This window comes from Pseudoalteromonas sp. 2CM32C (assembly GCF_023161925.1).
In the GTDB taxonomy this organism is placed as follows: domain Bacteria; phylum Pseudomonadota; class Gammaproteobacteria; order Enterobacterales; family Alteromonadaceae; genus Pseudoalteromonas; species Pseudoalteromonas marina.
This window is the reverse complement of sequence record NZ_JALNTI010000004.1, coordinates 281,491-303,371: the sequence shown is the minus strand read 5'-3', so window position 1 is coordinate 303,371 and position 21,881 is coordinate 281,491. Positions and strand designations below refer to the sequence as shown.

Annotated in this window: 12 protein-coding genes; 9 read left to right on the top strand and 3 right to left on the bottom strand. The window is 39.7% G+C overall.

Going from position 1 to position 21,881, the window contains the following annotated elements; all coding sequences use genetic code 11:
• Position 1 precedes the first annotated feature (1 nt).
• Positions 2-586 carry a 4Fe-4S single cluster domain-containing protein gene (locus MTF67_RS10650; protein ID WP_248519508.1) on the top strand — a complete coding sequence of 195 codons (585 nt, stop codon included), beginning with the start codon at positions 2-4 and terminating at the stop codon, positions 584-586.
• Between the two features lie 239 nt (positions 587-825).
• Here MTF67_RS10650 and MTF67_RS10645 read toward each other — a convergent pair whose 3' ends face one another.
• On the bottom strand, positions 826-2,484 hold the full coding sequence (locus tag MTF67_RS10645) for a diguanylate cyclase (RefSeq protein ID WP_248519507.1): 1,659 nt from the start codon (positions 2,482-2,484) through the stop codon (positions 826-828).
• 102 nt (positions 2,485-2,586) lie between these two features.
• A complete protein-coding gene (locus MTF67_RS10640) occupies positions 2,587-5,256 on the bottom strand; it encodes a CHASE domain-containing protein (protein WP_248519506.1) in 2,670 nt (889 codons plus the stop codon).
• A 291-nt stretch (positions 5,257-5,547) separates the two neighbouring features.
• On the opposite strand from MTF67_RS10640, the gene MTF67_RS10635 reads away from it, so the two are divergent.
• Positions 5,548-6,417, top strand: coding sequence for an alpha/beta hydrolase (locus tag MTF67_RS10635; protein WP_248519505.1), 870 nt, complete (start codon positions 5,548-5,550; stop codon positions 6,415-6,417).
• Positions 6,418-6,473: 56 nt separating this feature from the next.
• Here MTF67_RS10635 and MTF67_RS10630 read toward each other — a convergent pair whose 3' ends face one another.
• Positions 6,474-6,863, bottom strand: coding sequence for a DUF2750 domain-containing protein (locus MTF67_RS10630; RefSeq protein ID WP_248519504.1), 390 nt, complete (start codon positions 6,861-6,863; stop codon positions 6,474-6,476).
• A 214-nt stretch (positions 6,864-7,077) separates the two neighbouring features.
• Here MTF67_RS10630 and MTF67_RS10625 point away from each other — a divergent pair, with 214 nt between their 5' ends.
• From MTF67_RS10625 to recD, 7 genes are all read left to right on the top strand, one after another.
• Positions 7,078-8,121, top strand: a complete 1,044-nt coding sequence (locus MTF67_RS10625) for an alkene reductase (protein ID WP_058429115.1) — start codon at positions 7,078-7,080, stop codon at positions 8,119-8,121.
• A 191-nt stretch (positions 8,122-8,312) separates the two neighbouring features.
• On the top strand, positions 8,313-10,589 hold the full coding sequence (locus MTF67_RS10620; protein ID WP_248519503.1) for a TonB-dependent receptor: 2,277 nt from the start codon (positions 8,313-8,315) through the stop codon (positions 10,587-10,589).
• Positions 10,590-10,658: 69 nt separating this feature from the next.
• A complete protein-coding gene (locus MTF67_RS10615; protein ID WP_248519502.1) occupies positions 10,659-11,783 on the top strand; it encodes an alkaline phosphatase family protein in 1,125 nt (374 codons plus the stop codon).
• Complete coding sequence (locus MTF67_RS10610; protein ID WP_248519501.1) at positions 11,780-12,835, top strand: alkaline phosphatase D family protein; 1,056 nt, start codon at positions 11,780-11,782, stop codon at positions 12,833-12,835. Before MTF67_RS10615 ends, MTF67_RS10610 begins: the two co-directional genes overlap by 4 nt.
• Positions 12,836-13,016: 181 nt before the next feature.
• Positions 13,017-16,313 carry an exodeoxyribonuclease V subunit gamma gene (gene recC / locus MTF67_RS10605; protein WP_248519500.1) on the top strand — a complete coding sequence of 1,099 codons (3,297 nt, stop codon included), beginning with the start codon at positions 13,017-13,019 and terminating at the stop codon, positions 16,311-16,313.
• Positions 16,300-19,866 (top strand): exodeoxyribonuclease V subunit beta, encoded by a 3,567-nt coding sequence (recB, locus tag MTF67_RS10600; protein ID WP_248519499.1) that lies wholly within the window; start codon positions 16,300-16,302, stop codon positions 19,864-19,866. Before recC ends, recB begins: the two co-directional genes overlap by 14 nt.
• Positions 19,863-21,878 (top strand): exodeoxyribonuclease V subunit alpha, encoded by a 2,016-nt coding sequence (gene recD / locus MTF67_RS10595; RefSeq protein WP_248519498.1) that lies wholly within the window; start codon positions 19,863-19,865, stop codon positions 21,876-21,878. Before recB ends, recD begins: the two co-directional genes overlap by 4 nt.
• Positions 21,879-21,881: the final 3 nt, after the last annotated feature.

The window sequence follows — 21,881 nt, the reverse complement described above, 5'->3', positions numbered from 1 at the left end:
TATGCTTAATACAGCCAAGTTTAAAAGTTCATTTAATTTAAGCCATATAGAGCCTCACACTCATATATATGGGCCAGGTACTCGTTTTACTATTTGGCTACAAGGCTGTAGCTTAGGATGCAAAGGCTGCTGGAATAATCAAATGTGGCCGCATAGAGAAAATAGCCTTGTACATAGGGAAAAGTTATATCAACAAATTTTGAATACGCCTGAAATCAGTGGTGTTACCTTTTTGGGAGGTGAACCGCTTGAACAAGCTGATAACACACTTTGGTTAATCAAAAGGATAAAGGAAAAAACTGACTTAACGAGCGTTGTTTATACCGGCTTTGAACAAAGAGAACTCGAGCTTAAAGGTTATTGGTCAACTTTATATAAAAATAGCGACCTAATTATATCGGGGCGTTATCAACAATCATTACGAAACACATATTTAAGACTTCGAGGTTCAACAAATCAAAAACTTATATATCCACAAGGCTCTAGGCTTAAGGAAGAAAGTGATGGTGGTAATGAAATGGAAATAATTATTGATGAATTGGGTTCTATGACAACTCTTGGCTACCCGGAGATAAACGTTATTTAATAATAGCGATTATTGATAGTGTTTACTCATTAGATTGATAAGGTAACCAACTCATATAATTTGTTTAGTTAACTTACATAGTTATGTATGTAATTGAAGTTAGTACTATAGGGTAACTAATAGTACTAACTTTCTGAGTCCCTTTGTAAATGTTAAATATAATCAAATTAGTTAATGCTTTATATGAATCCACACCATCATTCAATATCAGGACGCCTTTGGGCGTCCTTTTTTGTGCTTTAAATCTGCTGAGTGGTATTGTGGTTAGTAGGTGTATTATTTTTACGAGCATATTTTGCCGCATACATTCTTTCATCAGCTAAAGTAAAACATGCTTTATAATCTGTGCACTCACTGCTGCTAGCAATGCCAAAGCTTAAACCAGATTGCGGCCACGTTTGCTTTAGTTGAATATGCGCTTTATTAAGTGCTTTAGTTGTGTTGTCTACCAATTTTTCTAGCTCGTTTAACGACGAAGCACAACACAAACATATAAACTCATCGCCTCCAGTTCTATACACATCTCCTAGGTTGGCCAGTTCTTTTTTAATTAATTCAGTGACATTGATAAGTAGTTTGTCGCCACTGGCATGCCCTAGTTGATCGTTTATTGATTTCATACCATCGCAGTCAATAAATCCTATTAAATAATAATGGCCTATGGAATTTAGCTTTTCTTGTAGTAGTAAACGATTGCCTACTTTTGTAAGTGGGTCAATACGGGATTGCTCAAGGGCGTTAATATAATCGTTTTGCTTTATTTTCAGCCATTCGGATAATGAAAGTAATATACAAATACAATCAATAGCGAGGGCAACAAGCACCCAAAGTTCAGCCGACGCCGTTACGAATAAATTAAGGTGAGATAAAATAAAGACAACAAGTGATAGGCTGTAAACAATATTACCGGTTAAAAAGTACTTTGCTCTAAAATCGTTTAAGCTCAACATTTTAAAGCCGAGCACTAACGTTAGTACCACCCATATTGCTGCTAAAGTGTGTGCTAAATAAAATACCCAATGAAAGGGTAGTACTAGGTTTATAAAGCCACTAATAAAAGCGACATAAGAAAAATACTTTAAAAATTGGCTTATTCGTGTTTTTTCAACCGTATGAAAATTAAATAAGTAATAGGCAAAGGCGCTGGCTGAAGATATCGCAAACGAAAAAATATACATACCAAAATAATGCGAGTTTATGCTTTTAAAGCTGTAAAACACGCCAAAAACTCCAGCCGCAAACGCCCAACCAATTCCGTGTAAGCCAATATAACCTGCACAATATAATGCAACGTTTTGACCTGTTTTTAAATAAAGAATGAATGCCATGCAGGCAAGGGTGAGCATAATGGTGATGGACATTATACTGAGTGAATTTATAAAAAACTGCTGGTATATAAATGTAGGCTCATCTAAAAAGGTTACACTCACTGGTTTGGCGTAATGACGTGCATTTAAATAAAGCCACAGTACGCCTTGAGAATTTGTTTCTAGGTTTAATTGAAACGCTTGTCCATGCATTATAATTGCTGACTGCGACAAATTACCCTGAGAAAAATCAGCAATTAAACGAATTCCCTGTGTATCTTGCCAATAAGCAAAACCACCATCTAGGTAGTTTGCTTGGGGTAATACAAACCAGCGTTCTTCATTCAGAGTCGACAGTGGTATTTTAGCAACAGCGGGTCCACGCATTTCAGATAAAGAAACAAGAGGGCTTTGCTTATTTTCATATGCACTGATTATTTGTTCACCCGAAACAGGTGACTTTATATTAACTTGTTGCCAAATAGCTGGCCCAATTTTTTTAATTTGTTCATCATTAAGCGATTGAGCTAATGTACTAAAAGACAATAGGGTCAACAATATACATAAATATAAACTAAATAATCTAAGCATACTCCCCCTTTAATTTGCTTATGTGCTTTTGTAAAAAATACTTTATAAGTATTTATATAACCATTTAATACCTAATATGTCAGTTTTTAAGGTATTTCGGCTTTAGCTATTTTTAATATGTAATGCGTTTATTAGTTTTTGTTTTTCAATAGGTTTTGATACGTACCCATCAAAAAACTGTTCATAAAGTTGCTTTTGTTCAGAGAGTACATTGGCTGTAAGTGCAATAACTGTTTGTGATGCATCTATCCTTTTTATGGCTTTACACGCTTCAAAGCCATCCATTTTTGGCATTTGTATGTCCATTAAAATTATATGAGGTGATACCTTTTTGTATAAATCTATTGCTTCATAGCCATTATTAGCAATGACTAATTTAGCACCTGTAGGCTCAAGAAAAGAGCTCACAATTATTTGGTTAATTTTATTATCTTCAGCAATCAAAATAACTTTATTACTTAGATCGGGAAAATCTAAATTTTCAGTATTATCAGTGCTTGGTATGTTGTCAGCTTTTTCTAACGGTAGGTATACATAAAACTGGCTACCAACACCTTCTTCGCTTGTTACTTTTATGTCACCGTTCATAAGGTTGATTAGCGACTTCGTAATTGGCAATCCAAGCCCTGTTCCACCATATTCACGCGTGGTTGAAGACTCTGCTTGTTCAAATCTCTCAAAGAGCCTGTTTACAACATTTTTTGGAATACCAATACCTGTGTCTGAAACAATAGCGCAAACTTGTTCATCGTCAGTTAGTTTAAACTCAACAGTTACACCTCCTTTGTGTGTAAACTTAATTGCGTTGTATATTATGTTTAAAAACACCTGCCTTATTCTTACAGCATCACCACGCCAGTATTTATGATGAATCGTTGATTTAAATTTTAGATAAATATTTTTATCTTGGGCAGGTACTAATAAATCAGACTCTAAATGATGAATTAATTCGTCCAGCTCAAACACCTTCTGCTCAAGAGAAAGTTTACCGGCTTCGATTTTAGAAAAATCCAGTATATCGTTAATAATAGTGGTTAATGAGCGAGTAGAGTAGAGTGCTTTTTTTAAGTAGTCTGTTGATTTATCATTCATCGGTTGCTCTTGCAGTAACTGCAGAGTACCTAAAATACCATTCATAGGTGTACGTATTTCATGGCTCATGTTCGCTAAAAATTCAGATTTAGTCTTAGAGCTTTGCTCTGCGAGTTCTTTTGCATGAGCAAGCGCGTGCTCGTGTTTTATTTGCTGCGTTAAATCAAACGCAATGCCTAAAAAACCTACAACTTGGGCTCTATTATTCAACAGCGACGTAACACTTAAGCTCACTTGAATATGCTTGCCTTTAGAGTCTACATAGGTCCATTGATTAACATCGGGTTCTGTGGGGGTTGCCTTTACAATTAATGTTTCAAATCCAGGACTCACTATTTTATTGAGCTCAATACTCAGTTGTTTTGCTTTGCTTATCAGTTCTGTTTCTAAATGAAATATGCCACAGGTTTTTTTACCCACTACATCAAATGCCTTGTAGCCCAGTAACTTCTCTGCGGCAGGGTTAAACTCGGTGATTAAACCGTTTATGTCGGTAGCTATAATAGAGTAGCTAGCACTGTCTAAAATACTACGCTGTAGCATACTAATATCAGCTATTTGCTGAGTTCGCAGTTTTACATCGGTTTCTAGTTTTAAATTGGCTTGTTCAAGAATATTTTTATGTGCCTGCTCGGCTTCACGTCTTAAGTTTTCTTTTTGGGCTTTTCGAAAAAATTGTAACTGTATTGCAAGCACAACTAACATAGCAATGAGCGTTAAAAAAATACCATTCACGAGTGCTTGATACTGATAGGGCAAATGCAGGTTTTCTACAAACGCATGAGAACCATGCAAAGTTATTTGCCACTCACGACCAATCACTTTAGTCACAGTGGATACTTTAAATTCAGTGTTATTTGCTGGATTGCCGTATGTAAAAAAGGCCACATTAGTTGCATCGTTGAGATCGCTAATGGTTAAGTAGTTTTCATCAATATCAAATAATGAGTTTAAAATATTGTCTATAAGCAAAGGGGAGTATGCCCAGCCATGCAGTGCTTCAAGGCGTTCGCCTTCAGATGCAGGCGTGATATTACTATTATAAATGGGTAATAGAATCAAAAAACCATGATGAGCTTTTTGATCTGCTTGTACTAACGTAATAGGTGCAGATAATTGCGGATTATTTGCAAAAACCGCGCTTAATGCTGCACGTTTACGAATAGTTTCTGAGCCAATATCTAACCCTATTGCTTGTTTATTACCACTTTCAGGAAAAATATATTGGATTACAAAGTGATCATTTTTGTTTTCAGAAAATGTTTTATAATTAAATAGGCTATCGGGGCGTTCGCTTTTTGCTTTATTTATAAACGCGGTAAGTTCGTTATGTGTTACTTTTTTTATGTACCCAACGCCGTTAGCACCAGGAAACTCTTGGGCGTAATCTCTTGCGTTTGAATAACTCTTAATTGCGGTGTAGTCTAAATTTTCTATTCCAATACCTTGTATAAACGCTTTAAGGCCAAATAACCCGTATTGATATAACTCCATTCTGTTATTTATGCCTACGGATAAACTGGTTAACTTGCTGTTTAGCGCAGCTGTTACTTTTGAGTTTAAGGTTTGTTGATGCTGAATTTGTTGAAAGTAGGTTAAAAAAATACCTGTAGTGAGGATTACAACTTGAAGAAAAGCACTTAATAGCACCCCTTTATTAGCTCTACTTTGCAAAGCCATTTAGCAATCCTTTTGTATTGTATTTTTTACGGCTGTATTACTGCCTAAGAGCTTTGAATATAGCATTTAATGGTTAAGTTACAAGCTAATAATTAACTAAACTCTTTGTTAAATAGTATGTTGTTTAATACTTTTATTTAGCATAGATTCCCAGTTGATACCGTATTAATTCGTTTTTTTGTAATGAAAAAGGCTTTCTTTTAATCTATGCGTTAAAGCTTGCTGGTGATTTTTCGAAGTTTATGGGTAATTGTGTTACAACACTTAAATACAAAAGTTCTGGTTCATAACATGTACACACTTTCACAATGGCAATTAAGCGGTCAATTTATAAATATAAACGGGCATCAAATTTTTACTAAAACGGCAGGGAATACACATAACCCCGCGCTTGTTTTAATTCACGGTTTTCCAAGTGCAAGCTGGGATTGGGAAGGTATGTGGGATGAACTCAGTAAACACTACTTTTTAGTCACACTTGATATGCTGGGATTTGGGCTTTCGGATAAGCCATTTAAAGCGGATTATAAAATTGCAGAGCAAGCTGATTTATACACACATTTTTTACAGCGTTTAAATATAAGTAATGTACATATACTTGCCCACGACTATGGCGATACCGTTGCCCAAGAGCTATTAGCGAGGCAAGTGGCTAATCAAAGTGAAGTACACATACACAGTGTGTGCTTTTTAAATGGCGGGTTGTTTCCTCAAGCACATAAACCGTTATTTATACAAAAGCTGTTACTTTCAAAGCTGGGCTGGATAGTCCCTAAGCTAATGAGTAAACAAAAGTTTGCCAAAAATTTAACCTCTATATTTGGTGAAAACACACCACCCGCACCTGCAGTTATAGATACGCTTTGGGCGCTTTTAAATCACAATAATGGTTTACGTGTTATGCCAAAACTAATTAATTACATTACACAGCGAAAGCAAAACGAGCAGCGCTGGGTTACTGCAATTATTAATAGCGATATACCGGTAATATTTATTGTAGGTGAGCAAGACCCAATATCAGGAAAACACATGCTCGAACAGTATGAAAAAATAATACCTAATGCCCGCACACACAGCTTTGCTGAGCTTGGGCACTATCCGCAAGTTGAAGATGCTAAGGCAATCACTCAGGCATATTTAAATTTTAGAAAGCAGGTATAAAAAACGCGGCTATTGTAAAGCCGCGTTCATAAACTAAATAAAGTTATGCTAGTTACTTAGTATTTTTTCTTTGGTGCTTTTAGTTGTCTTTCAAATTCATCAGGAAATAAAATAGTGCCGTCGTCTTCCTCTGTCGGGAATACGGCAATAAGTAAGTCGTCTTCTTCAAGGCCGGGTGTCCATCGGCTGAACCAGTCATTAGTAGGGATTGCTTTAGGTGTGCATCCTTCCCAGTCGCCCGTTGCCCATGCTTGTGCAAATTCTCGTGTAGGCCATACAGGCACACAATCGTCATCTTCGTTAGTAAGCATTACACAGCCGTCGTCGTCATTTAAAATCCATACCTGCTTGTACTGTTGTACGGTTTCAAACATAAAAGCGAGACGCTTTTTGGCCCCAAGGCCTAAAATTACGTCGTGTTCTTCGGTTGCATTTGCGCGTGTCATGATGGGCTCACTTTTGTTGCGGTCAATTTATATTTATAGCGTACAAGTATATCGAGTTATGTGACATCGTGTTGAAAACTTCACAATTATTTTTGTTATTTAGATCTGTTTTATGGGTTAGTCAGTATATTTTGAGCAAACATTCAAAATTGATCTTGAATGTTGCCTAAATGGCCGCACTTAGTATACATACACTTAATCAAGGATTTATACAATGAACACAGATTTACTTACACCATATCGATTAAATGACACGATTGAACTTAAAAATCGTGTATTAATGGCACCGCTTACACGTTGTATGGCTGACGAAAATTTAGTGCCAACGCAAGATATGGTTGAGTATTATGCTCGCCGCGCAGACACAGGTCTTATTATTAGCGAAGCGACAATTATTCGCCCAGACGGGCAAGGTTACCCAACTACGCCTGGTTTGTTTACACGCGAACAAATTCAAGGTTGGAAAAAAGTGACCGACGCTGTTCATGCAAATGGCGGTAAAATGTTTGCTCAACTTTGGCATGTTGGCCGTGTAGCGCACCCTCACTTTTTTGATGGTGAAGTACTCGCACCTTCAGCAATTGGCGTAGAAGGTTCGGTGCCCCGCATGCGCGAGCTGACTTATATAACACCAAAAGCGGCAACCATTGATGATATTAAATCGTTAATTGCAGATTTTGCCAAAGCCGCCGAAAACGCAATTGAAGCCGGTTTTGACGGTGTAGAAATTCATGGCGCAAACGGTTACTTAATTGATCAATTTTTACATTATGAAGCCAATGTACGTGAAGACGAGTACGGCCAAACACCGCAAAACATGGCTCGCTTTGCACTTGAGGTTACCGATGCAGTTATTGCTGCAGTAGGTAACGAGCGTACAGCACTGCGTGTAACACCTGGCGCCTACTTTAATATGAGTGAAGATAACCGCGACAAAGCGGTATTTGACTACTTACTACCTGAACTTGAAAAACGAAACCTTGCTTACTTGCACGGTGGTATTTTTGACGACAGCACAACATTCGAATCGCTAGAAGGCAAAACTACATCAGCGTTTTTACGTGCGGGATACAAAGGAGTACTTGTTGGTGTTGGTAGCTACAGCTTTGAGTCAGCTAAAGATGCAATTAATGAAGGTAAGTTTGATTTAATTGCGATTGGCCGCCCGCTAATTGCAAACCCTGATTACATTAGCAAAGTAACAAACGGCGAAGAGTTAGTCCCTTATAGCGACGAGATGCTTGCTGAGCTTAAATAACGTTTAGCAATTAAATAAAAAAAGACACTTAATAGCCTTATTGAGTGTCTTTTTTTTTACATATTTTCGCCATTATTTTCTCATATTTGTTTAATCTTTATGTCAATAAAACAAAGCGTTATTGTCATATTTAAAAATCATACTGTGCCCGTTTTCATAATAAACCATTAATAAAATCAAACGGGACAACAATGTACGCTTTAAAGAGTAAATCGATTTTGAGCATGGCCATTGCCATGGCGGTATCAACATCTGCTTATGCTAACGACGAAACCACTATTGAAGAAGTAACGGTTGTGGCAAAGCCAACCAGTTACGCTAATAATGTGATTGAACCTGCCATGTTAGAGCAGCAAAGCACGGTTTCAAGTGTGTTGTCAGTCATTGATAATTTGCCAGGCATTAGCATAAACGAAGGTGATGCATTTGGCGGTGACGATTGGTCTACCACAATTACGATGCGTGGTTTTAGTATTGACGGGAATCAGCAACAGTTAGGTATGACAGTTGATGGCATTCCTAATGGTGGCTCTAATTATGGCGGCGGTGCAAAAGCAAATCGCTACTTAGACTCTGAAAACCTTGCAACCGTTGAAGTAGGTCAAGGCACGTCTGATATTAAATCGGCATCACTCGAAGCACTTGGCGGTACATTTAACTTTGTCAGTAAAGCACCAAGCTTTGAAAAAAGCACTACTTTTGCTTACACGTCGGGCAGTCACGATGCTACACGATATTACTTAAAACACGAAACGGGTACATTATTTGATAACACCCAAGCTTACGTTAGCTACTCACAAACTGATACTAGCCGTTGGATTGGTTCGGGTAGCAATGGTGGTAAAGATAACCAGCACGCTGAAGCTAAATTTGTTACTACATTAACGGATTTAACCATTACCGGGCGTATATCATACGATGACGTAAGCGAAACAAATTACAACAGCGTGAGTCTAGCCCAATTTGAGCAAACACCAGACTGGGATCAACTAACGTGGAATTGGACGGGTGTGCCGCATTTTGACCAAATGTTTGCAGAAGGTTGGGGTACACTTCGCGAAAATACGTTAGCGTATTTAAAGTTTGAGTACGCTATTTCGCCAACGTCATTACTTACTGTTAGCCCTTATTATCATAAAAATTCAGGACGTGGCGATTGGATCCCACCTTACCTAACAACCCCAGTTGATGAAAATGGTAACCCAACAGCCGAAGGTGGCTCAAATGCAGGGTCTTACGGTTTTACCGACAGTGAAGGTAATCCGCTTGCACCCAACGCAGATTGTACAGCTAGCTTAAGCTGGCCATGGGAATCTGGCCCGGGGTTAAACCCTGCGTGTTACGATGCAGGAGCAACACCGGTTATGTCGTATCGTCATACTCATTACAATAAAGATCGCTTAGGCGTAACAGCCCATTATGCCGTTACATTTGGTATGCACGACATAGAAGCGGGCTTTTGGTATGAACAAAGTGACCGCGACGAATCGCGCGATTGGCACAAAGTGATAGATGCACGTATTTATCACCACTACGACAGCACGCCTTACTGGACTCAATATAAAAATACCTTTGAAGCCGATACGCTAAAATGGTACGCACAAGATTCAATGGCATTTGGCGATTTAACGCTTAACGTAGGTGTCAAAAAATACCTCGTTGATATTGAAAAGTTCGACCATTACCAAAATGCAACAACTGCAAAAGTAAACAGTGACTCAGATATACTGTTTAGTGGTGGTATTGTGTACCAGTTAAATAACTCAACAGAGCTATTTACTAGTTATAGCGAAAATTTTGCAGCTATAAAAGATGGAGTGCTTGAGCGCGACAGCTCTGATTTGTCAGCCATTGAACCAGAAACAGCTGAAAATATTGACTTAGGTGTTCGTTACCAAAATGATGCTCTTAAACTCACCGCTACAGCTTATTCAATTGAGTTTGATAACCGTATTACCTTTATTGCACCTGGCAGTGATACTGGCGGGATTGACTATACCATAGGTACTAATGGCTCATACTTAAATGTAGGTGGTATTGAATCACAAGGGCTAGAGCTTTCAGCAAGTTACATGCTTAGCCCTGAGTGGAGTTTTTACAGCTCGTATACAAATAATAACTCAGAGTACAAAGGGGATGCGCCTGGTTTTGAAGCGGGTGATAAGGTTATAGACTCAGTGGATGACTTATTTGTGCTTTCTACCGATTATTACAGTGGCGATTTTCGCTTTGGTTTGTCAGCTAAATACACCGGTGAGCGTGGCGACGTAGATAGCTACACTGTGCTTGATTTAAATGCGGGTTACGCAGCACAAGTTGATGCAGGGCCATTTAAAGCTATCGATATTGCTTTTGTTGTTTATAACGTAACAGATGAAAGCTACTTAGCCGGCGGCACAGGTAATGGTTCGACTTACTTTATAGGCTCGCCTCGCACTGCGGCAGTTACCTTTACAGCTACGTTTTAAGCAATCAATTACGTAAATATAAGCCCGTCACTTTGATGGGCTTTTTATTTAATGTGAGGTGAAAAATTCATGCATAAAATATTAAAAGTATTATTGGCGAGCTTTATTTTACTTGCCAGTTCTGTGTATGCGAAAGACACAAATGTTGTGCTTGTGACCCTTGATGGCGTGCGCTGGCAAGAAGTATTTAGTGGTGCTGATAAAAATCTTATTAGTAATAAAGACTTTGTTAAACAGCCGAGCGATTTAAGTAATGAATTTTGGGATGAAAATCCACACAAGCGTCAGCAATTATTAATGCCTTTTTTAACGCAAGTAGTGGCTAAACAAGGCGTGATTATTGGCGACAGAACAAAGGGATCTACAATGTCGGTTAGTAATCCGTGGTATTTTTCGTATCCCGGTTATAACGAAATCTTAAGTGGCGAAGTAGATGAAAATATTAACAGTAACGATAAAGTGTATAACCCAAATAAAACTATTTTAGAGCGTTTAGACGCGCAAGCTGAATTTAAAAACAGCACCGCGTTATTTGGTAGCTGGGATGTGTTTCCATACATTGTAAACACCAAGCGCAGTAACGTATATGTAAATGCAGGGTTTATGCCTATTGCAGAGGATTTATTTGCAGATGCCCCACTTTTAAATGCACTGCAAAAAGAAATCCCCAGCCCGTGGGTAAATGTTCGATTAGACAGTTTTACCTACCGTTTTGCCAAAGCCTACATGTTGGCTAAACAACCCAAGTTACTGGTAATTAGCTTAGGTGAAACAGATGATTTTGCCCACGATGGTCATTACGATGCTTACTTAAAATCAGCGAAACAAAGCGATGCATTTTTAAAAGACTTATGGCAAACCATTCAAAGTACCCCAGGTTATAAAAACAAAACAACGCTTATTATTACTACTGACCACGGCCGAGGTACTCATGAAAGCGATTGGCAACACCATAGCTCTAAACAGGCCTTAGCCAATTCACCGCAAGGTAAAAGGGCATTCCCAGAGGGAATTGTTGGTTCGGAGCATATTTGGCTTGGCGCAATTGGCCCTGCCATTAAAGGAAATGGCCTAATAAAAATTAAAAATGTTAAACAAGCGCAAATTGCCGCTACAGTGCTTGCGGCACTTGGTCAGCAACCACATATAATAAACCCCAATATGGCACCCGCTATTAAAGAGATTTTAAAATGAAAATGTTATTAAATCCTATTTTATATTCAACGCTTGCGTTGGTTGTTAGTGCAAGCGCGATGGCTGCACCATCAAAAATATTGTTTGGCTCGTGCGGGCATCAAGACAAGGACATCCCAATATTCGACACCATAAACAAAGAGCAGGGCGATCTATTTATATTTTTAGGCGACAATATTTACGGCGACACCAATGACATGTCAGTGCTTGCTAATAAATATCAAAAACTAGGTGCAAAACCCGGCTTTAAAACCCTAAAAGAAAACACACCTATTATTGCAATGTGGGACGATCACGACTTTGGTCAAAACGATGCAGGAAAAGAATACCCTCATAAAGAAGAATCGCGACAAATTATGCTCGACTTTTGGGGCGAGCCTAAAAACACAGAGCGTAGAACACGCTCAGACGGTATTTATACCTCGTATATGTATGGTGAAGGCGAGCAAACGGTGCAAGTGATTATGCCCGATTTACGTTGGAACCGTGACACACTTAATCATGTAAGCGAGCTTGAATATTACACCAAGCGTAAATTAAACAACCAAGGCCCTTATAGCCCAACAGAAGTAAAAGGCGCATCAATGCTAGGTGAAGCGCAATGGCAGTGGCTCGAGCGCGAGCTTAAAAAACCTGCTGCTATTAAGCTTATTGCATCAAGCTTGCAGTTATTGCCTGATTTTACAGGCTGGGAGTCATGGGCAAACTTTCCAGAGGATCGAAATCGTTTATTTAAGTTAATTAAAAAACATAAAGTAAATGGCGTGGTGATCATTAGTGGCGATACACATTGGGGGGAAATATCTAAATACAATCAAAACCTAGATTACCCGCTTATTGAAATGACCAGCTCAGGTTTGACTGAAAAATGGAATGACGTCAGCCCAAATAAGCATCGCGTGGGCGATTACACGCACAATGTAAACTATGGTGATTTAAGCATTGATTGGAAACAAGTTGACCCAGCTATTTCATTAAAACTCAAAGGGATTGACGGCAAGGTCATTATGCAAAGTAACTTTAGCCTTTCAAGTATTAGCCCTTATAAATAAAGCGCGATATAAATAATAAACGCACAGTGATTAAAAAGTGATTAAAGTAAGTTCTGTGCGTTTATTTTTTGTTAAGCTACCTTCTAACTTGCTGTTTTATTAACGTCATTTTCCCCTTATTGCTACCCCTATAATTGAAAATATCTTACACTGGTTTTACTTCAAGTAAGGACAGTGTCGTATGCTCAATATTATTCAATCAAACCGTATGGAAGCCCTGCAAGCACAGTTTCATCAACTGTTAAAGGTAAGCCCATTGCAAAGCCCGTTCGATAAAGAAGTGGTGCTGGTGCAATCTCCGGGTATGTCGCAGTGGCTAAAAATTGGCTTGAGTGAGCATTTAGGTGTGGCTGCTCAGGTTGATTTTCCGTTGCCATCGAGTTTCATTTGGCAACTATATCAGCAGCTATTACCTAATGTGCCTAAAGAGTCGGCCTTTAACAAACCTAACCTTGCATGGAAATTATTTTCAATTTTACCCACTTGTATTGACGAACCGCTTTATTTACCCCTAAAAACCTACTTAGAGGGCGATATTGATGGCCAAAAAACCTTTGCTCTATGTGAAAAAATAGCCGATGTGTACGATCAATACCTAATGTATCGACCGCATTGGATAGCAACTTGGGATAGTGGCAATGATGAACTTGATGACGTAGATGTAACCATTGCACCATGGCAGCCTGATTTATGGCGCCGAATTGTAAAATTAAGCAAAGCGCTAGGCCAAAGCCAATTTCACCGCGCAAATATGCAGGGGCAATTACTTGCTGCGTTGGAAAATATGGACAACAGCTTATTACCCAAACGCATTAGTTTATTTGGTATATCAGCCATTGCCAATTCTCAGCTTGATGTGTTTGAAGCATTGAGCAAAAAAACAGAGGTGTTTTTATTCTTTTTTAACCCGAGTGAGCATTACTGGGGTGACATAATCGACGAAAAAACAGCGGCTAAAATAAACGCTAAATACGCCAAAATGCCGCTGGTGGAAGCGCAGCAAAAAAAACAATCTAACCCAGATGAAGACTATTACTTTATAGGTAACCCACTTTTATCGTCGTGGGGGAAGTTAGGTCGCGATTATTTTGAACAGCTAGTGCAACTTGATGCCCGTTGGATTGATGGCTTTATAGATGCTTTTGACACTACCTTACTTGGGCAAGTACAAAGCGAAATTTATCAGCTTGCGTTTAAAGGGGAGTCGCTTACCGATAACAAAGAATGGTTTATAAACGATGAAGGTAAATTACCAGTAAGTGCAAACGATACCAGTATTACCCTTAGTGACTGCCATACACCGCTTAGAGAAGTTGAGCGATTACACGACTACTTACTTAATTTGTTTAACCAAAACCCTGCGCTTACCCCAAAAGACATTATTGTAATGATGCCCGATGTAGGCACATACAGCCCCTATATAGAAGCTGTATTTGGTGGTGCGCAAGGCAGCCGCTATATTCCCTACGCGTTAGCTGATTTAGCCATAGAGCAAGAAAAACCAGTACTAAGCTCGTTTGCCAGCTTAGCTAACTTACCGTTCTCGCGGTTTGGCGTATCAGATATTTTAGATTTACTACAAGTATCTCAAATAGCCGAAAAGTTTGGCCTTGAAGCGCACGAGTACGAACAAATACAATACTGGCTTGAACGCGTAGGTGTTAAATGGGGCATCAACGCCGAACATAAGCACAGTTTTGATTTACCCGCCATTGAACTAAATACATGGCAGCATGGTTTAAACCGTTTATTACTGGGTATTGCCATGCGCGACGAGCAATGCCCATTTAATGGTATTTACAGCGCCGACGAAGTAGAAGGAATGGCGCTTGATACGCTTAATAAGCTGGTAGACTTCATCGATGTGCTTCAAAACTTTAAAGCTAAGCTTACCCCCGATGACACCCTCACTAATAAGGCACAAATTTTAAGCGAGCTACTTGGCGCTGTTTACGAGAGTGAAAGCGACGACAGTTGGGATTTATTAGTGCTGCAAAAAGTGCTAGAAGATATTCAAAAGCACCACGATAACGGCGACTACAATCAAGCAGTGTCGCAGCGCATAGTTAGCTATTTAATAAAACAGGGTATACAAGAAAAAGGCGTCGGTCAGCGGTTTTTAGTGGGGCAAGTAAATTTTTGTACGCTTATGCCCATGCGCGCCGTGCCATTTAAAGTAGTGTGCATGCTAGGTTTAAACGACGCTGACTACCCACGTAATGTGCAGCCTATTGGGTTTGATTTAGTACCACACTCTAAAAAACAAAAAGGCGACCGATCACGAAAATTAGATGACCGTTACCTATTTTTAGAGGCGCTACTTAGCGCCCGTGAAAATCTTTACATGAGCTATATTGGCCGTTCCTGTTTTGATAACCAACCTCGTATGCCATCAACCCTAGTGAGCGAGTTATTAGAATACATAGGGCGCAGTTTTACGCTGGGTGACGACTCATCTAAAGCATTACCGGCATGTTTGATTAGCCAGCAACACTTGCAACCGTTTAATAGCCACTACTACCAAGATAATAAAAATAGTACCGTGCTTAATGATCACAGTTATAACCCAATTTGGTTGCCAAATGAGCCCATATTACCAGAGCCAGTTAGCGCACTTGATGTAAAACCACCTGAACAGTTAGAGCTTGATGTATTTATACGCAGTGTTTGCAGCGCACAAGAAAGTTTTTACAATCAAACCTTGGGTTTACGCTTGCCGCAATTTAACGAAGTAGCAAAAGATGAAGAGCCATTTAGTATTGATGCGCTGCGCCGTTACTTTTATTTAGACGAAATATTAGAAGCCACAATTAACGATACGCCAATGAGTACTGAGCAAATTTTGCAACGCGGCGAGTTACCGCAAGCGAATGTGGGAAGTTTAGTTTTACAAAGTATGCAACACCGTGTTGACGCGCTTGCAGGGCAGGTGAAAGAGCAAATAAAAGCGGGTAAAAGTGAGCCTATAGAGGTGTCGTTTAATATTCAAGGAACACAAATTCAGGGCTGGCTTAACCATATTTTTATGCAAAAACAGGTGTTTTACCGTAGCGCCAGTATTAAAGCCAAAGACATGATTAGAGGCTTTATTTATCACCTTGTGGCACAAAGTTTGGGGCATAACCTCGAAACTTTATTACTTGGGCTTGATAAACAAATTAGCTTTGCGCCTATGGGCAAAGCCGACGCTGATTTAATTTTGGCGGATTGGTTTGAATTATACAAAGCACTGCGTAAAGAGCCTGTGGCGTTTTATCCGGTAAGTGGATACGAATACATAAAAACGGGTGGCGATATGGCAAAAGCGATGAATAAATTTAGTCCGCAATACATAGGCCGAGGTGAAGGTGAAAACCCCTACATTAGATTAACGGTGCAATCACTTACAGATTGCCAAGACGAGTTTATTAGCTGGAGCGAAAAGCTACTCGCGCCGTTATATGAGCATGCCAAGGAGAGCGACCATGCAAGCGCTTAATCCACTTTCTATGCCCCTTAAAGGGCAAAGTTTAATAGAAGCCAGTGCCGGAACGGGTAAAACGTATACCATTACCGGGTTATATTTACGCTATTTACTTGGCATGCAAATACCGGGTGAGCTTAATGCTCCTTTAAGCTTAGAACAGATTTTGGTAGTAACGTTTACCGAGGCTGCTACTCAAGAAATCAAAGATCGTGTGCGTAACCGTATTATTGCAGCCAGAGATGCATTACTTGGGCAAAACCCAAACGATGAGTTAATTGAAGGCGTAATTGCCGCAGTTGATGACAAACACAGCGCCTTTGATTTACTGGACGCTGCCGCAAAATCGATGGATGAAGCCGCTATATTTACGATTCATGGCTTTTGTCAGCGAATGTTAAAGCAACATGCGTTTGAATCAGGTGTAGCATTTAATTTAGAGTTTATTTTAGACGAGCGCGACATACTGCTCGAAACAATAAAAGACTTTTGGCGTTCGTTTGTTTATCCACTGAGTGAAGACAGAACCGATGCTATTTTAGAGGTATTTGCAGCACCCGAGTCTTTATTTTCACAAGTAGCCAGTATTTTAAATAAAGCCAATGCGCACATAACACCGCAAATAAACTTAGATGATGTATGGCAAGCTCGTGATGAATACTTAACTCTCATCCCACAGTTTAAAAAAGATTGCCAAGAACACGCATTTACTGATGCTATTAAAGGCTCAGGCCTAAGTGGTGCTAAAACACCCGCTCGCAAAGCAAGCCTTGCAGCGCTTGATGCATTTTGTGCAAGCGGTGACGTGTTTTTTGAGTTTGGTACCAATAAGTATTCGTTTGAAATATGGAGTACCGAGAACTTAAGTGACACCACTAACTATAAAAAAAATCAGCCTTTGTTTACTCATCCGTTATTAAGTCAGTTTGATACCTTATCAGCGCTTAACAACACCATGAACCAAGGTTTAAAAATAGCTTTGGTACAAGAAGCTGCACGCTGGGTAAAATCAGCCATTGTTAAGCGCAAGCAAGAGCAAAGTGTGATCACCCCCGACGACTTACTCACTAATTTATACACTGCACTTAATAATGAGCAAGGTGATGTGCTTGCGCAAAAGATTGCGCAGTTATTTCCGGTTGCTATGATAGATGAGTTTCAAGACACCGATCCGATTCAGTATGGTATTTTTAGTCAAATTTATGGCCAAGCCAATACTACACTTGCCATGATAGGCGATCCTAAACAAGCCATTTACGGTTTTAGAGGCGCAGATATATTTACGTATATAGGCGCAAAAAAGGCGGTAGACGAGCCTCAACAATTTACACTGGGCACAAATTTTCGCTCAAGCAGCGATATAGTAAACAGCGTAAATAGCTTATTTAGCAAACACGACAACAGTTTTATTTATAACGATGTTATTCCGTTTAACAAAGTGAGCGCTAAGGGTAAAAAAGCAGATGAATCGTTTTTAATTGATGGTAAACCGGCTAACGCCTTTGAATTTAACGTGTTTGTAGATGAAGCCGCCGATGAAAAAAATAAACCCACCAGTAAAGGATTAGGGCAAGCACACCTAGCCACTTACTTTGCGAATAAAATAGTCACTTTGTTAGAACGCGCTAAACAGGGCACGGCGTGCATTGGCAAAAAGCCAATAAGTGCGGCAGACATATGTATTTTGGTACGTGACCGCGTTGAAGCGCAAATAATGAAAAAGGCTTTGAGCGAGGCTAAAATTGCCAGTGTATATCTATCCCGCGACAGCGTGTTTAGCCAAGAGTTAAGCCATCATTTACTTAATTTTTTAACTGCACTACATGGTCAATATGACGAGTCATTACTTCGTGGTGTGCTCGCAGGACCGTTATTTTGTTTAAGCTATAACGATGTATACGCACTTGCGGATAACGAAAACGCTTGGCAAGAGCACTTAAACTTTTTTGCTCAGCTTAGCCACATTTGGCATAAGCAAGGGGCAATGGCCATGCTTGAGCGATTACTAAGCCATAATCAGTTAAGTGCTAAATGGCAAGGTTTAGGCTACAACGTAGAGCGGTGGCTTACCGACTTTAGACACCTTGGTGAAATATTACAGCAAAAACAAATTGAGCTTGAAGGCACATTACGCCTACTGCGCTGGTTTGCGCAAAAGGTGAGTCAACAAGATGGCGAAACTGTTCAAGTACGTTTAGAAAGTGATGCCAACTTAGTTAAGATTGTGACAATGCATGCTTCAAAAGGGCTCGAATATCCATTGGTATTTATGCCGTTTGCCAGTGGTTATCGTGAAACTAAAGAAGCGCTTTATCATAAAAATGGCAAACTTATTTATGATTTAAGTAAGGATGAAGACGCACTCCAGCAAGCTGAAAAAGAGCGCTTAGCCGAAGATTTACGTTTATTATATGTAGCGCTTACGCGCGCAGTGCATTTTTGTGCGCTGGGTGTTTATAACATAGGGCAAGGGCAAAGTAGTCGGTTAGCAATTCAAAGTAGTGCGCTTGGGCATGTGCTGTTCTCAGAGCTCGAAATTTCAAGCAGCCAAATATGGCGAACACATTTAAGTGAGTTTTGCGACAAGCACACATTTATGTGTTATCAACAATTTACCTCTGAAGAATTACGCCAACAGGGAACCTTACAGTTTGCTAATACCGAGGCTGCTCAGCAAATTCTGAGTGTAAAAAATAGTAAGGCGCACATAGAACGAGATTGGCGTGCAACCAGCTTTAGTGCATTGAGTTTTAAAAAGCACAGTGATGAACTAGCCCCAGGGCGAAGCGACGAAGATCACGAGAAAGACGAGTTTGCCGTTCAACAAGACGAACTCCCTTCACCTTTTAGTTTTCCTAAAGGGGCAAAGCCAGGAAGCTGTTTACACGAAATTTTTGAACAAATTGATTTTACAAGTCCCGTTGTTCACCCCACAAACAGCGAGCAAAATTTGTCACAGGTAATTAAACGGGCCTTTGAAAAATATCACATTAGCGACACATGGCAGCCAATTGCCCAGCAGTGGGTGCTCGATGTGCTAAATTGCCCATTGAATGCTCAAACTGATTTAAGTTTAAGTAAGCTAGCGCCCAGTGACTGCTTAGTCGAAATGGAGTTTAATTTACCGCTGGCGAGTTTAAGTGCCCCCAAGCTTAACGAAGTGCTAATTAAACACTTTGGCTTTGTACAAAGTAAGCTGGATTTTTCTCATGTTAAAGGGCTTTTAAAAGGCTTTGTGGATTTAATATTTTGCTACCAAGGGAAATATTATATTTTAGATTATAAATCTAATTACTTAGGTAATACGCCTAAAGATTATGAACCCGAGCAGCTAGAGCAAGCCATGAGCAGCCATCAATACCATTTACAGTATTTAATATATACCGTAGCGCTGCATAGGCTATTAAAGCAACGCATTAGTGACTACTCAATTGAGCGTCACTTAGGGGGCGTGTATTACACCTTTTTACGTGGCATGCCAGCAGGGCAAGGTGTTTTCTTTAATCAATTAACACTAGAGCAAGTAACTATCTTAGATGGCTTATTTAGCCAAGGAGCCATGTTATGAGTGAGTTAAATCAACAGCCGGGTTTATTTGACGCGCTAGAAGACAACGTTGAACAGGCGCCTTTAGCGCATGAGCAACAGGCAGTATCTAATAGCGTGGTTACTGAAGTGCCGTTACTGGATTATTTACTGGGCGAAAATAGAATACGCGTCGTTGATGTAAAACTTGCGCAGTTACTCTCAAATACGGATGAAAGAACACATAATGAGCTTTTTTATATTGTATTGTTGTTATGTATAGCTCAACAAAGCCAGCACAGTTGCTTAACATTAAACACCATAGATTGGGCCAATCCGTTTAATTTACGTCAAAGCGACTTTAATAAAGTTGAAGGGAATATTCCCATTACGTATAGCCCATTTGTGCAAGGGTTTAACCAACAAACCGCGTTAACCTACTTACAAAATCATCAAAGCGTTGGGGATGCCAAACCACTTCAGTTATTTGACCAACGCCTTTATTTTTCGCGTTTGGCAGCTTACGAGCACATACTTGCAGATCGGCTATTAGCCATGAGTGAGCGAGCGCTTAATATTGATAGTCAAACTCTTACTACTTTATTACAGCATTATTTCCCAGAGCCACCCGTGGCCGACGTTGACTGGCAAAAAGTGGCGTGCGCCATTGCAGCAACTAAAGGGTTTAGTGTAATAACCGGTGGGCCAGGAACAGGTAAAACAACCACAGTAACTAAGTTGCTGGCTATATTGCAATCGCTTTACAAAGCAGCGCCATTAAGCATAAAGCTGGTGGCACCGACGGGTAAAGCTGCGGCAAGGCTAAGTGAGTCTATTTTAGGGGCTAAAAATCAGCTAAGTAGTATACCTAATGATATAAAAGAGCTGATCCCTGATACTGCGCAAACTATTCATCGCTTATTGGGGGTAAAACCTTTTACTAATAAATTTAGACACAGTCAAAGCAACCCTCTGCACTTAGATGTGTTAATTATTGATGAAGCAAGCATGGTGGATTTATCGCTAATGGCGAAATTAATAGAAGCTTTGCCTGCTCATGCTCGATTAATACTGCTTGGTGATAAAGACCAACTTGCCTCGGTTGATACAGGCAGCGTTATGAGCGATTTGTGCCAAGGGCTTGCACTTGGGCGCACACCAAACTACTCAAAGCAGCGGTGTGATGAACTAAATGCGCTTTGTTTTGATGATCAGCCTACATTAATATCGCAGGGAAATAGCCTATTTAAACTAGCCGATTGCATTGCCTTTTTACAACGCAGTTACCGCTTTGACGCTAAAAGTGGCATAGGGCAACTAGCATTGGCAGTTAATACAAATAATAGTGGCTTATTAAATTATGTAGAACAGGAAAGTGTTGAAGGGCGTTTTAGTGATGTTATTTTGGATTACGACTTTATAGGTAAACCAATAGAAAACCTAGTAAATCGAGCAGCCAAACATTATGCACATTATTTAAATTTAATTGCCCAAGGTGAGAGTGTAGCCAAAGTGCATGCTGCGTTTGCAGGTTATCAATTACTGGCCGCAGTAAAAGAGGGAGATTACGGCGTTAATAGTTTGAACCAACGCATCGAACGGACCCTGCAGCAACAAGGGTTAATAAACGTAAACCCAAACCAGCGCCACTATAGTGGTATGCCCATAATGGTTAGCCAAAACGATTACCAATTAAAGCTCTTTAATGGCGATATTGGTATTTTAATGAATGATGAAGCTGGGCAGCTTAAGGCTATATTTATTGACGAGCAGGGCAGCACACGTGCATTTTCACCGGCCCGTTTACCCGCCCACGACAAGGTGTTTGCAATGACAATACATAAGTCTCAAGGGTCAGAATTTAGCTATACCGCAATGGTTTTACCGCCATTACAGCAGGCAAGTGTTGGGGTTAATCGCCAGCTTGTTTATACCGGAATTACCCGTGCTAAACATACTTTTGAGTTAGTTGCCGATAAAAAGGTACTGCAGTTAGCAATGAATAAAACTGTATCGCGCTCATCTGGTTTATATGAGCGGTTACAAGTGAAATAACCT

Coding starts and splice junctions, on each gene's coding strand:
- recD (WP_248519498.1), top strand. CDS start 19,863: ATGAGTGAGTTAAATCAACAGCCGGGTTTATTTGACGCGCTAGAAGAC.
- MTF67_RS10635 (WP_248519505.1), top strand. CDS start 5,548: ATGTACACACTTTCACAATGGCAATTAAGCGGTCAATTTATAAATATA.
- MTF67_RS10650 (WP_248519508.1), top strand. CDS start 2: ATGCTTAATACAGCCAAGTTTAAAAGTTCATTTAATTTAAGCCATATA.
- MTF67_RS10615 (WP_248519502.1), top strand. CDS start 10,659: ATGCATAAAATATTAAAAGTATTATTGGCGAGCTTTATTTTACTTGCC.
- MTF67_RS10640 (WP_248519506.1), bottom strand. CDS start 5,256: ATGGCTTTGCAAAGTAGAGCTAATAAAGGGGTGCTATTAAGTGCTTTT.
- MTF67_RS10620 (WP_248519503.1), top strand. CDS start 8,313: ATGTACGCTTTAAAGAGTAAATCGATTTTGAGCATGGCCATTGCCATG.
- recC (WP_248519500.1), top strand. CDS start 13,017: ATGCTCAATATTATTCAATCAAACCGTATGGAAGCCCTGCAAGCACAG.
- recB (WP_248519499.1), top strand. CDS start 16,300: ATGCAAGCGCTTAATCCACTTTCTATGCCCCTTAAAGGGCAAAGTTTA.
- MTF67_RS10630 (WP_248519504.1), bottom strand. CDS start 6,863: ATGACACGCGCAAATGCAACCGAAGAACACGACGTAATTTTAGGCCTT.
- MTF67_RS10625 (WP_058429115.1), top strand. CDS start 7,078: ATGAACACAGATTTACTTACACCATATCGATTAAATGACACGATTGAA.
- MTF67_RS10610 (WP_248519501.1), top strand. CDS start 11,780: ATGAAAATGTTATTAAATCCTATTTTATATTCAACGCTTGCGTTGGTT.
- MTF67_RS10645 (WP_248519507.1), bottom strand. CDS start 2,484: ATGCTTAGATTATTTAGTTTATATTTATGTATATTGTTGACCCTATTG.